The organism is Streptomyces sp. NBC_00663 (genome assembly GCF_036226885.1).
Lineage (GTDB): Bacteria > Actinomycetota > Actinomycetes > Streptomycetales > Streptomycetaceae > Streptomyces.
Window position 1 is genome coordinate 5,368,713 of sequence record NZ_CP109027.1, and the last position, 12,069, is coordinate 5,380,781.

Annotated in this window: 13 protein-coding genes and 1 pseudogene; 6 read left to right on the forward strand and 8 right to left on the reverse strand. The window is 68.5% G+C overall.

The window, feature by feature from the left end:
• Nucleotide 1: 1 nt before the first annotated feature.
• A complete protein-coding gene (locus OG866_RS24475; RefSeq protein WP_329337814.1) occupies nucleotides 2-2,401 on the reverse strand; it encodes a cation-translocating P-type ATPase in 2,400 nt (799 codons plus the stop codon).
• Nucleotides 2,402-2,508: 107 nt separating this feature from the next.
• Complete coding sequence (locus OG866_RS24480; protein ID WP_329337815.1) at nucleotides 2,509-2,778, reverse strand: DUF2530 domain-containing protein; 270 nt, start codon at nucleotides 2,776-2,778, stop codon at nucleotides 2,509-2,511.
• A 143-nt stretch (nucleotides 2,779-2,921) separates the two neighbouring features.
• On the opposite strand from OG866_RS24480, the gene OG866_RS24485 reads away from it, so the two are divergent.
• Nucleotides 2,922-4,316 (forward strand): NCS2 family permease, encoded by a 1,395-nt coding sequence (locus OG866_RS24485; RefSeq protein WP_329337816.1) that lies wholly within the window; start codon nucleotides 2,922-2,924, stop codon nucleotides 4,314-4,316.
• Here OG866_RS24485 and OG866_RS24490 read toward each other — a convergent pair.
• Nucleotides 4,309-4,497, reverse strand: coding sequence for a ribbon-helix-helix protein, CopG family (locus OG866_RS24490; RefSeq protein WP_329337818.1), 189 nt, complete (start codon nucleotides 4,495-4,497; stop codon nucleotides 4,309-4,311). The two genes, OG866_RS24485 and OG866_RS24490, sit on opposite strands and share 8 nt — an antisense overlap.
• A gap of 145 nt (nucleotides 4,498-4,642) precedes the next feature.
• Here OG866_RS24490 and OG866_RS24495 point away from each other — a divergent pair, with 145 nt between their 5' ends.
• A complete protein-coding gene (locus tag OG866_RS24495) occupies nucleotides 4,643-5,080 on the forward strand; it encodes a MarR family winged helix-turn-helix transcriptional regulator (protein ID WP_329337819.1) in 438 nt (145 codons plus the stop codon).
• Between the two features lie 24 nt (nucleotides 5,081-5,104).
• Nucleotides 5,105-6,454 carry an MFS transporter gene (locus OG866_RS24500; RefSeq protein ID WP_329337822.1) on the forward strand — a complete coding sequence of 450 codons (1,350 nt, stop codon included), beginning with the start codon at nucleotides 5,105-5,107 and terminating at the stop codon, nucleotides 6,452-6,454.
• Nucleotides 6,455-6,486: 32 nt separating this feature from the next.
• Here OG866_RS24500 and OG866_RS24505 read toward each other — a convergent pair whose 3' ends face one another.
• A complete protein-coding gene (locus OG866_RS24505; RefSeq protein WP_329337824.1) occupies nucleotides 6,487-7,008 on the reverse strand; it encodes a GNAT family N-acetyltransferase in 522 nt (173 codons plus the stop codon).
• 34 nt (nucleotides 7,009-7,042) lie between these two features.
• Between OG866_RS24505 and thpR the strand changes: the two genes are divergently transcribed.
• The gene (gene thpR, locus OG866_RS24510) at nucleotides 7,043-7,615 is read left to right on the forward strand and encodes an RNA 2',3'-cyclic phosphodiesterase (RefSeq protein ID WP_329337825.1); all 573 of its coding nucleotides are present in this window, start codon (nucleotides 7,043-7,045) and stop codon (nucleotides 7,613-7,615) included.
• A 196-nt stretch (nucleotides 7,616-7,811) separates the two neighbouring features.
• On the opposite strand, the gene OG866_RS24515 is transcribed toward thpR, so the two are convergent.
• A complete protein-coding gene (locus OG866_RS24515; protein WP_329337827.1) occupies nucleotides 7,812-8,804 on the reverse strand; it encodes an aldo/keto reductase in 993 nt (330 codons plus the stop codon).
• Nucleotides 8,805-8,924: 120 nt separating this feature from the next.
• On the opposite strand from OG866_RS24515, the gene OG866_RS24520 reads away from it, so the two are divergent.
• Nucleotides 8,925-9,854, forward strand: coding sequence for a nuclear transport factor 2 family protein (locus OG866_RS24520; protein WP_329337828.1), 930 nt, complete (start codon nucleotides 8,925-8,927; stop codon nucleotides 9,852-9,854).
• Here OG866_RS24520 and OG866_RS24525 read toward each other — a convergent pair.
• From OG866_RS24525 to OG866_RS24535, 3 genes and pseudogenes are all read right to left on the reverse strand, one after another.
• Nucleotides 9,851-9,961: a DUF397 domain-containing protein gene (locus tag OG866_RS24525; protein WP_329337829.1), complete on the reverse strand. Its 111-nt coding sequence runs from the start codon at nucleotides 9,959-9,961 to the stop codon at nucleotides 9,851-9,853. The two genes, OG866_RS24520 and OG866_RS24525, sit on opposite strands and share 4 nt — an antisense overlap.
• 46 nt (nucleotides 9,962-10,007) lie before the next feature.
• Nucleotides 10,008-10,168: pseudogene (locus tag OG866_RS24530) on the reverse strand (Uma2 family endonuclease); the annotation flags it as partial.
• A 39-nt stretch (nucleotides 10,169-10,207) separates the two neighbouring features.
• Nucleotides 10,208-10,891: an SGNH/GDSL hydrolase family protein gene (locus tag OG866_RS24535; RefSeq protein WP_329337830.1), complete on the reverse strand. Its 684-nt coding sequence runs from the start codon at nucleotides 10,889-10,891 to the stop codon at nucleotides 10,208-10,210.
• A 94-nt stretch (nucleotides 10,892-10,985) separates the two neighbouring features.
• On the opposite strand from OG866_RS24535, the gene OG866_RS24540 reads away from it, so the two are divergent.
• Nucleotides 10,986-11,981 (forward strand): WD40 repeat domain-containing protein, encoded by a 996-nt coding sequence (locus OG866_RS24540; RefSeq protein WP_329337832.1) that lies wholly within the window; start codon nucleotides 10,986-10,988, stop codon nucleotides 11,979-11,981.
• The last annotated feature ends 88 nt before the right edge of the window (nucleotides 11,982-12,069 follow it).

The window sequence follows — 12,069 nt, forward strand, 5'->3', positions numbered from 1 at the left end:
GTTATGCGGGAACGCGGCGGTCGACCCATTTCCAGGTCAGCTCCAGGGCGGCCGCCGCCACCACCGAGATGCCCACCGCTATCCACGGCATCGTCACCCCGACCAGCTTCAGCGCGAAGAAGTCCTGGAGCCACGGGACCGCGAGGACCAGCAGGAACCCGGCGCCCATCGACGCCACCAGCACCACCCGCCACCAGGTGTACGGCCGGGCGATGATGGCCAGCACCCACATCGAGATCAGGAACAGGGTGAGGGTGGCCACGCTGGTCTCCGCGTCCAGTGAGCCCTTGCCCGTGTAGTAGTGCCGCGCGATCAGGTAGGTGGCGAAGGTCGCGACGCCCGCCACCACGCCGCCCGGGATCGAGTACCGCATCACCCGCCGTACGAAGTGCGGTTGGGCCCGTTCCGTGTTGGGCGCCAGGGCCAGGAAGAACGCCGGGACGCCGATCGTCAGGGTCGAGAGCAGGGTCAAGTGGCGGGGCAGGAAGGGGTATTCGACCTGCCAGCACACCACCAGCAGCGCCAGCAGCACCGAGTACACCGTCTTCACCAGGAACAGCGTCGCCACCCGCGTGATGTTCCCGATGACCCGGCGCCCCTCCGCCACCACGTCGGGCAGCGTGGCGAAGCTGTTGTTCAGGAGCACGATCTGGGCGACCGCCCGGGTCGCCTCCGAACCCGAGCCCATCGAGACGCCGATGTCGGCGTCCTTCAGCGCCAGCACGTCGTTCACCCCGTCGCCCGTCATCGCGACGTTGTGCCCGTGGGACTGCAACGCCCCCACCATGTCCCGCTTCTGCTGCGGGGTGACCCGCCCGAACACCGTGCCCTCGTCGAGGGCGTTCGCCATGTCCTCGGGGTCGGACGGGAGGTGGCGTGCGTCGACCGTCGTACCCTTCAGGCCGAGTTTTCCGGCCACCGCGCCCACCGACACCGCGTTGTCACCGGAGATGACCTTGGCACGGACGTCCTGCTCGGCGAAGTACCGCAGGGTGTCGGCGGCGTCGGGGCGCAGCCGCTGTTCCAGTACGACGAGGGCGGCGGCGGAGGCTCCGTGCGCGACCTCCGGATCGTCGAGGTCGCCCGTCGTGCGGGCCAGCAGCAGGACGCGCAGGCCCTGTTCGTTGAGCCGCTCGGTCTCGGCCAGTGCCGGGTCGTCGGCGCCCAGCAGCACGTCCGGCGCTCCCAGCAGCCAGGTGCTGGACTCCCCGTTGCCCTCGCTGAAGCTCGCGCCGCTGTACTTGCGGGCGGAGGAAAAGGGGAGCGACTCGGTGCAGCGCCAGTCCTCGGCGTCGGGGTAGGCGTCGATGATCGCCTGGAGGGACGCGTTCGGGCGGGGGTCCGATTCACCCAGGGAACCCAGTACCCGTCGTACGTACGTCTCGTCGCTGCCGTTGAGGGGCCGCAGCTCAGTTACGTCCATGCCCCCTTCCGTCAGTGTGCCCGTCTTGTCGAGGCAGACGGTGTCGATCCGGGCGAGGCCCTCGATGGCTGGAAGCTCCTGGACGAGGCACTGTTTTCGGCCAAGCCGGATCACGCCGATCGCGAAGGCGACGGAGGTGAGCAGGACCAGGCCCTCGGGGACCATCGGGACGATGCCGCCGACCGTGCGGGCGATGGACTCCTTCAGGTCGTGGCTCTTGACGACCAGTTGCGTGATGACGAGGCCGATCGCGGCCGGGATCATCATCCACGTCACGTACTTGAGGATCGTGGAGATGCCCGTACGCAGCTCGGAATGGACGAGGGTGAACCGGGACGCCTCCTCGGCGAGTTGGACGGCGTACGCCTCGCGCCCCACCTTGGTGGCCCGGAACGCGCCGCCGCCCGCGACGACGAAGCTGCCGGACATGATCGGGTCGCCGGGCTGTTTGACGACCGGGTCGGCCTCGCCGGTCAGCAGCGACTCGTCGATCTCCAGGCCGTCGGCCTCGACGCACTCCCCGTCGACGACGGCCTTGTCACCGGGCCCGATCTCGATCAGATCGTCGAGAACGATCTCCGACGTGCTGACTTCGAGCGCCTCGCCGTCCCGTCGTACCGTCGGCTTCGCCTCGCCGATCACGGCGAGGGAGTCGAGGGTCTTCTTCGCCCGCCACTCCTGGATGATGCCGATACCGGTGTTGGCGATGATCACGTACCCGAACAGGCTGTCCTGGAAGGGGGCGACGAACAGCATGACCAGCCAGAGCACGCCGATGATCGCGTTGAACCGGGTGAAGACGTTCGCGCGGACGATCTCGGCGAGCGACCGGCTGCTGCGCACCGGTACGTCGTTGACCGCCCCGCGCGCCACCCGCTCGGCCACCTCGGCAGCGGTCAGCCCGCCGTCGGCCGCGGGGGCGGGCACAGGCACGGGGTGCACGGGGTCGAGTTCGGCGCCCGCGTCGATGTGCGTCATGCATTCGACGGTACGTGCGGTTTTGCGGCTTCACCCGCCGAGTGAGCGGAAGTTCCGACCTGGGGAGGAGAGGCGGCAGGGCCGAGTGGTGCCCAGGTAGTACGGGCCTACTCGGCTTCCCGTAGGGCCCCGGCGGCCTCGGCCCGCTTGATGGCTGCGTCGCGCCTGCGGACGTAGTAGATGCCGATCAGCCCGAGGCCCGCGCCGGCCAGGCAGGTCCACACCCACCAGGCGTGTCCGCGGTCGTCGAACCAGCCGTAGAAGGGGAGCTGGACGAGGAAGAGGACGAACCAGAGGATCGTGCCGCCGATGATCGTCGGCACGATGGGGCCCTCCAGGGGCTCCGGTGCTTCGTGCTGCGGGGTCCACTTCGCCATGGGCACAGCTTACGAGGCGATCGCGGAGCGGCCGGAGGCGCGTGCGGGCGCGCCGGTCTACGCGCGGAGATAGGCATCCCGGCTCTCATATGTTCATACTGAAACCGTTTGCGTCTGTCCACTTCTCATCGTAGGAACATCCAATGTCGACCGCCCTTGACCGTTACTTCAGGATCTCGGAGCGGGGCAGCACACTGCCCCGAGAGATCCGCGGCGGTTTCGCCACCTTCTTCGCGATGGCCTACATCATCGTGCTCAACCCGATCATCCTGGGCAGCGCGAAGGACATGTACGGGCACCAGCTCGACAACGGCCAGCTCGTCACCGCCACCTGTGTCACCGCGGCCTTCACCACGCTCCTCATGGGCGTCATCGGCAATGTGCCGATCGCGCTGGCCGCCGGTCTCGGTGTGAACTCGGTCGTCGCCCTCCAGCTGGCGCCCCGGATGTCGTGGCCGGACGCCATGGGCATGGTGGTCCTGGCGGGCTTCATCGTGATGCTGCTGGTCGCGACGGGCCTGCGCGAGCGCGTGATGAACGCGGTCCCCTTCGGCCTCCGCAAGGCGATCAGCATCGGTATCGGCCTGTTCATCATGCTGATCGGGCTCGTCGACTCCGGCTTCGTCTCCCGCATCCCGGACGCCGCGCACACCACCGTCCCGCTCCAGCTCGGCGGGGACGGTCACCTCAACGGCTGGCCGGTCCTGATCTTCATCCTCGGCGCGCTGCTCACGCTCGCGCTCCTCGTCCGCAAGGTCTCCGGCGCGATCCTGATCTCGATCGTCGCCATGACCGTCCTCGCGATGATCATCGACGCCGTCGCCACCATCCCGTCCTGGGGCCTGACCACGCCCGAGTGGCCCGGCAACCCGGTCGCCACCCCCGACTTCGGTCTCATCGGCGAGGTCAGCCTGTTCGGCGGCTTCGACAAGGTCGGCGTGCTGACCGGCATCCTCTTCGTCTTCACCGTGCTGCTGTCGTGCTTCTTCGACGCGATGGGCACGATCATGGGCGTCAGCGACGAGGCCAAGCTGACCGACGCACAGGGCCAGATGCCCGGCATCAACAAGGTCCTCTTCGTCGACGGCCTCGCGGTCGCGGCCGGCGGCGCCAGCTCCTCGTCCGCCACCACGGCCTTCGTGGAATCCACGGCCGGCGTCGGCGAGGGCGCCCGCACCGGCTTCGCGAACATCATCACCGGCGGCCTCTTCACCGTGGCGCTGTTCCTCACGCCCGTCGCCACGATGGTCCCGTCCCAGGCGGCCACCCCGGCGCTGCTCGCGGTCGGCTTCATGATCCTGGCCAACTCGGTCAAGGAGATCGACTGGGCCGACTACACGATCGCGATCCCGGCCTTCATCACGATGGTGATGATGCCGTTCACCTACTCCATCACCAACGGCATCGGCATGGGCTTCATCACCTTCGTGGTGCTGCGGCTGGCGGCCGGCCGGGGCAAGGAGATCCCGGTCGCGATGTACGTCGTCTCCGCCGTCTTCGCCTTCTACTACCTGATGCCGGCGCTCGGCCTCACGTGACGCCGTAGAACTTCTCTGTCTCCTCGACGGCGGTCTGGAACCGCTCGTCGAAGTCGTCCCGAATGAGCGTCCGGACCACATAGTCCTGGACGCTCATTCCCCTTTTGGCCGCATGGTCCCGGAGCCGGTCGAGCAGCTCCCCGTCTATCCGCAGGCTGAGCACGCTGGTCCCCATGAACACGAGGGTCTAGGTCGCGACGGGGCGCCGTTCACTTTCCGCCGTCGGCTCACTCGTACGAGTGACGTCGCCGTTTCAGTGGCCTGAGTCACGGGAATCACCGTGCACCGCCGCTTGTTTAGCGAGAGTAATGAGTTACCCTAAAGAGATGCCGGACCTTACCCATGGCGACGACGTAGCCGCCGTGAACTCACTCCGCTCCGCCGTGATGCGACTGTCACGCCGACTCAAGCACCAGCGGGTCGACGAGTCGCTGAGCCCTACCGAGATGTCGGTCCTGGGCACCCTTTCCATCTGCGGCAAGGCCACCCCGGGCGAGCTCGCCCGCAAGGAGCACGTACAGCCGCCGTCGATGACCCGCATCGTGGCGCTGCTGGAGGCCAAGGGCCTGGTCCGGCTTGAGCCGCACCCCGAGGACCGCCGCCAGAAGGTCGTCACGAAGACGGAGCAGGCGGAGGCGATGCTCGCCGAGAGCCGCGCCAAGCGCAACGCCTTCCTGGCCGCCCTGGTCGACGGTCTCGACGAGGACGAGTGGGCGAAACTGCGCGCCGCCGCCCCCGTGCTGGAGAAGCTCGCACACCTGTAGTCCGTCTTGAGGAGGCGAACCCTTTTGAGTACGGGATCCGGAGCAGACTCCGCCCCCGCACCGTCCACCCCGACCCTTGAGGACCCTGGCAAGTCCTCGATGTTCAGCTCGCTCAGGAACCGCAACTACCGCCTCTTCTTCCTGGGGCAGGTCGTCTCCAACACCGGTACCTGGATGCAGCGCATCGCCCAGGACTGGCTCGTCCTCAGCCTCACCGGCTCCGCGACCGCCGTCGGTGTCACGACGGCACTCCAGTTCCTGCCGATGCTCCTCTTCGGCCTCTACGGCGGCGTACTCGTCGACCGTCTCCCCAAGCGCCCCACCCTTCTGGTCACCCAGTCGGCGATGGCCCTCACCGGCCTGGCGCTCGCCTTCCTCACCCTGACCGGCCACGTCGAGGTCTGGCACGTCTACGTCGCCGCCTTCGCCGTCGGCCTCGCCACCGTCGTCGACAACCCGGCCCGGCAGACCTTCGTCTCCGAGATGGTCGGCCCCGACCAGCTCCAGAACGCCGTCAGCCTCAACTCCGCGAACTTCCAGTCGGCCCGCCTGGTCGGCCCGGCCGTCGCCGGTCTGATGATCACGGGCGTCGGCACCGGCTGGGCGTTCCTGGCGAACGGCCTCAGCTTCATCGCGCCGATCACCGGCCTGCTGCTGATGCGCGCCCGCGACCTGCACGCCGTGCGGCGCGCCCCGCGCGGCAAGGGCCAGCTGCGGGAGGGGCTCCACTATGTCGCGGGCCGCCCTGACCTGATCTGGACGATCGTGCTGGTCGGATTCGTGTCGACCTTCGGCTTCAACTTCCCGGTCTACCTGTCCGCCTTCGCCGACGACGTCTTCCACGCGGGCGCCGGCTCCTACAGCCTCTTCAACACCGTCATGGCGATCGGCTCCCTCGCGGGCGCCCTCCTCGCCGCCCGCCGCGGCACCGCCCGGCTGCGGGTGCTGGTGGTGGGCGCGGTGGCCTTCGGCGCACTGGAGATAGTGGCGTCCATCGCCCCGTCCCTGTGGCTGTTCGCCCTGCTGATGATGCCGATCGGCATGTTCGGCATGACCGTCAACGTCACCGCCAACAGCAGCGTCCAGCTGAGCACCGACCCGGCCATGCGCGGCCGGGTGATGTCCCTCTACATGATGGTGTTCATGGGCGGCGCCCCGCTGGGCGCCCCGATCGCCGGCTGGATCACCGACGCGTACGGGGTGCGGGCCGGCATGGCGGTGGGCGGCGCGATCGCCGCCGCCGCCGCGATCGTCATCGGCCTGGCCCTGGCCCGGCTCGGCAACCTGCGGCTGTCGGTGGGCTGGAACCACGGCCACCCGCACGTCCGCTTCGTCCCGCGCGAGGCGCAGGAGCAGCTGGCGGCGGCGGCGTAAGTCAAAGACGGCCGGCCCGGGGGCTGGACCCGCTAGACCCTCCGGGCCAGCAGCTGCCCCGGCCACTGCTGCTCGCCGACCGTGAAGGCCTCGACGCGGCTGAAGCCGTTGTTCTCGTAGTAGCGGACGAGCTTGCCGTCGTCGCCCGCGTAGCAGTCCACGCGGAGCAGTCCGATCCCGGCCAGCCGGGTCTCCTCGGCCGCGTGTTCGATGAGGGCGCTCCCCACCCCCTGGCCCTTGAAGCGGCGCTCCGAGGCGAGCCAGTGGATGTACCGCTCGGGCTCGCCGGGCGCCGGGAGATGGGCGAGATAGGCGCCGGGCGCGCCGGTGAGGCTGAGGGTGGCGGCCGGTACGCCGTCGACCTCGGCGATGTAGGTGACGCCGTCGTCCATGTACCGAGTGACGGATTCGAGCGTCTTCGGGCTCTCCGACAGCGGCTTGGACCCCCACTGCCCGGTACGCCCCTGTGAGACCAGCCACTCCACACAGCTGTCCAGCATGCCGAGTATCGCGGGGATGTCGTCGTGGTCGCCGTTCCTGATGGTGATCGCCATGACGGCAGCGTAGATCTTTGCCAAGGTGAGCGACATGAGACTTTTCGCCGCCGTGCTGCCGCCGGATGACGTGGCCGAGGAACTGGCCGCCGAACTGGACGGCTTGAAGCAGCTGCCCGGGGCGGATGAGCTGCGCTGGACCGGCCGACCCGGGTGGCACTTCACGCTGGCGTTCTACGGCGAGGTCGAGGACGACGTCGTACCCGAACTGTCGGCGAGGCTGGAGCGGGCGGCGGGGCGGACCGGTCCGTTTCCGCTGGGCCTGCATCGGGGCGGGCAGTTCGGGCGGGGGCGGGCCCTGTGGATCGGCGCCGACGGGGACATGGCGGCGCTGCGGCTGCTGGCCGAGCGGGCGGAGGCGGCGGGACGCAAGGCGGGCGTCGACATGGGGGAGCACCGGCGGTACAAGGCGCATCTGACGGTGGCGCGGAGCCGGTCGGAGGTGGATGTGCGGCCGTATGTGACGGCGCTGGGTGGTTTTGAAGGGCGGGCGTGGACCGTGGACGAGCTGGCGCTCGTGCGGAGCAGCCTGCCGCGGTCGGGGGTGCCGGGGGAGCAGCCTCGGTATGAGGTGGTCGGTCGGTGGGGGTTCGGAGGGGCCGGTTAGGCTCGGGGGCGTGGACCCGAAGACCCGGAACCGGATCATGGCCGTTGTGCTGGTGCTGATGTTTGGCGTTGTCGCGTTGGCGGCGGCGCTCGGTAAGTAGGGCTGGGGAACTGCGGGCCGGTTTGTCGGCTGCGGGCCCGAGGTGGCTGGTCGCGCAGTTCCCCGCGCCCCTGGGGGCGTTTGCCCTGACCGGTGATTACCAGGCGAAGGCCTCGGGGGACGGACCCGGGCCCGGGAAGATCTCGTTCAGGTCGGTGAGGAGTTCCTCGCTCAGTTCCAGTTCCGTGGCCCGGATCGCTGAGGCGAGCTGGTCCGCGGTGCGCGGGCCGACGATCGGGCCTGTGACGCCGGGGCGGGTGAGGAGCCAGGCCAGGGCCGTCTCGCCGGGTTCCAGGCCGTGCTTGTCGAGGAGATCCTCGTACGACTGGATCTGCGCGCGCACGGCCGGATTGGTGAGCGCCTCCGCCGTACGGCCGGACGTGCGGCGACCGCCCGCCACCTCCTTCTTGATGACCCCGCCCAGCATGCCGCCGTGCAGCGGCGACCAGGGGATCACGCCGAGGCCGTACTCCTGGGCGGCCGGGATGACCTCCATCTCGGCGCGGCGCTCGAAGAGGTTGTAGAGGCACTGCTCGCTGACGAGGCCGATGGTGCCGCCACGGCGGGCGGCGATCTCGTTGGCCTGGGCGATCTTGTAGCCCGGGAAGTTGGAGGAACCGGCGTACAGGATCTTGCCCTGCTGGATCAGGACGTCGATCGCCTGCCAGATCTCCTCGAAGGGGGTGGCGCGGTCGACGTGGTGGAACTGGTAGACGTCGATGTGGTCGGTCTGGAGCCGCTTGAGGCTGGCGTCCACGGCTCGGCGGATGTTCAGCGCGGAGAGCTTGTCGTGGTTGGGCCAGGCCTCGCCGTCGGCGGCCATGTTGCCGTAGACCTTGGTGGCGAGGACGGTCGCGTCGCGGTGGGCGGGGTTCTTGGCGAACCAGTTGCCGATGATCTCTTCGGTACGGCCCTTGTTCTCGCCCCAGCCATACACATTGGCGGTGTCGAAGAAGTTGATGCCCGCGTTCAGCGCCGCGTCCATGATCGCGTGACTGTCGGCTTCGTCCGTCTGCGGGCCGAAGTTCATGGTGCCGAGGACGAGCCGGCTGACCTTGAGTCCCGTGCGTCCGAGCTGCGTGTACTTCATGACTTCTTAGCCAACGGCGTGGAGTGCGCTCTAGGCAAGGAGCCTTGACGCTAACTGGAAGTTAGTGCTTTCCTTTGGCAAGTGAGATCTTGAACTTTCAATATCACTCCAGGAGTGCCCATGCCCCCCACCGGGTCTTTCCGCAAGACGCTCGTCGCCTTCGTCGCGTCCGCCGCCGTCCTGGGCCCCGCCGCCGTACCGGCGCTCGCATCGCCCCACGCCGTTTCCTCCGCTCGGGCCGACCACGGCGCCTCCGCCCGCCTTGAGCACCAGAAGGATGTCGTTGTCCGCGTCCTCAAGGGCGTGTTCGAGCGCGGCGACACCGAGGTCGTGGACCGTTTCGTACGGCCGGACTACATCCAGCACAACCCGCTCGCGCCGGACGGGGCGGAGACGCTGAAGGGGCTGGCGACGGCCGTACACGCGCAGTTCCCCGACGCCAAGTACGACATCAAGCGGGTGATCTCCGACGGCGACCTCGTGCTGGTGCACTCGAACGTCGTCCTGACGCCGGGGACGCGCGGCACCGCGGTGTTCGACATCTTCCGGTTCCAGGACGGGAAGATCGCCGAGCACTGGGACGTCGGCCAGAATGTGCCGGAGACGTCCGCCAACGGCAACGACATGTTCTCGACGGTGAGTTGGCCGCGGACGGAGCAGCCGGGGCCGGGCTTTCTCACCGCGTACAACAAGAAGCTGGTGACGTCCGCGTTCGACCAACTGCTGGTGAAGAAGGACCTGTCGGCGATCGACCGGTACTGGGGCCCCGAGTACGACCAGCACAACCCGAACATCCCGAATGGCGTGGCGGGTGTGAAGTCAGGCCTGGGCGCGTTCTTCAAGCAGTTCCCGCAGCTGAAGGTCACGCCGAAGCGGGTCATCGCCGAGGGTGATCTGGTCGCCGTCCACAGCCACTACGTGAACGCGCCGGGGGAGCGGGGGCAGGCGATCGTGGATCTGTTCCGGGTGCGGTGCGGGAAGATCGTCGAGCACTGGGATGTGATCCAGGACGTGCCGGCGACTTCGGCGAACGACAACGGGATGTTCTAGGCGAGGGAGTTGACGAACCTCGTCCAGGTTGCGGGGGTGATCTGGACGGGGTGGGTCTCGGGGGTCTTGGAGTCGCGGACGTGGATGGTGGCGGGGGTGACGGCCACTTCGAGCCACCTAATGGGTGTGTCAGTGTGTTCTCTTCGAGAACGTAGTTGATGCTTGTGGCGTCATGTGAACATTGCCCCCGACGATCTCGACCCTGTAACCCTCGGGGACGGGCATCCGCTCCAGCCGCTCGAACCACTCGTCCAAGCGCGCTCGGTGTCGGCGCCGGCGTCGGCCATCTCGATCCTGTCTTCAAGGACGGTCATCGTGGCGCTCCTCCCCGTGACCGAGGTGCGCCGATTCAGTCAGTCTGTTCCGGCCTCGTACGTCTGTCCCCATCCCCACGCCTGGTACATCGCCTCCGCGAACGCACCCGCGATCTTGTGCTCACCGTCGGCGTTCGGATGCGTCCCGTCGTACGTGTCGACGGTGAAGTCGTACGACTCCGGCGGCGACGCCAGCAGCAGCGGCGAGCGCGGCTCGTCCAGGTCGGCGACCGCCTTCGCCAGCAGCTCGTTGAAGAGAGTCACCTGGGCCGCGAACTCGGCGTCCTCCTCGACGCGTACGTTCGTGAGCACGGGGAGGACGACCATCCGGACGCGGGGGTTCGCTTCCCGCGCCGCGGCGATGAAGGCGCGCGCGTTCTCCGCCGTCTGCTCCGCGTTCGTGTAGAAGCCCAGGTCGATCAGGCCCAGGGAGACGAGGAGGACATTCGCCCGGCAGGTCCGCACCACCTCGCCGATCAGGGGCGTCATGTGGAGCCAGCCCTCGCCCCACCCCGCCAGGTGGGCGGTGGGGAAGTCGGGGTCGGCGTACTCGTACGACGTCGGCGCGTCCGTCGCCTTGTCGTGCAGGGTCTCGCGCGGGCCCACCACGGCGAACGGGCCGCCGTACGTATCGCACAGGTGCTGCCACATCCGGTAACGCCATGTGTGGTCGCCCGCGCTTCCGATCGTCATGGAATCGCCGACGGGCATGAACCTGAGCATCCGCTCATGATGAACGATCACGGCGCGAGGCGGGGTGTGACAGTCACCACGTGATCACCATCCCTCCCCATCCGGGGATGGCAAGCTTGACCGCATGCGTGCGCTACTGGGTGTCGTCGGAGCCTCCGCCCTGCTCCTTCTCATGGGCGCGGCCCCCGCCGCCGTCGCCGCCGACGGGGACGGCAAGGGTGACCAGGACTTCACCATCGAGGACTCCCGGATCACCGAGTCCAGCGGCCTCGCCGCCTCCCACCAGCACCCCGGCATCTACTGGACGCACAACGACCAGGACACCGGCAGCTACCTCTACGCCGTGGACAGCGGCACCGGGAAGACCGTCGCCCGCATCACCCTCGCCGGGGTCGGGCAGCAGCGGGACGTCGAGGCCATCGCGATCGGGCCGGACAACCAGATCTACGTCGGGGACATCGGCGACAACGACGGTGTGAGCTGGCCGTATGTCTGGATCTATCAGCTTCCCGAGCCGAAGAACCTCACCGACCAGACCATCCGCGCCAAGCAGTACGTCGTGAAGTACACCGACGGCTCCCGGGACGCCGAGTCGATGATCGTCCATCCCAAGACCGGGCGCGTCTACATCATCGACAAGCAGGAGGACGGCGGGCACCTCTACGAAGGGCCCGCCCAGCTCTCCACGTCCGGCACGAACGTCTTCAAGCCCGTCAAGCCCGTCGACCTCTGGGCCACCGACGCCGCCTTCTCGCCGGACGGCCAACAGCTCGCCGTACGCGGGTACTTCGGGGGTATCTGGTACGACTGGAACGGCGGCGACCTGAAGCGGGAGGGGCGGCTGAGCGTGCCCCTCGGGCAGGGGGAGTCCGTCAGCTACTCCGCCGACGGCACGAAGCTCATGCTCGGGAGTGAGGGCGAGGGGAGCGAAGTGGTGGCGCAGGACGCGCCGGGGGGTGGCGGGTCGTCCGATTCGCCTTCCGGGGGCGGTGGTTCGGCCCAGGATGGCGGCGATGACGGCGGTGGCGGCAACGGCACCGTCAAGGTCGGTGCCCTCGCCGTCGCGGCCGTCGTCGCCGTCGTGTTCGGGTTCCGGAGGCTGCTGCGGCCCCGGCGGTGAATTACCGCGGCGCCCGATGTCTTGACGTGTTCATGTGGCTTGTCTTCCATGGGGGTGCGGGTGTGGGAGCGCTCCCACCCGTTCCGGG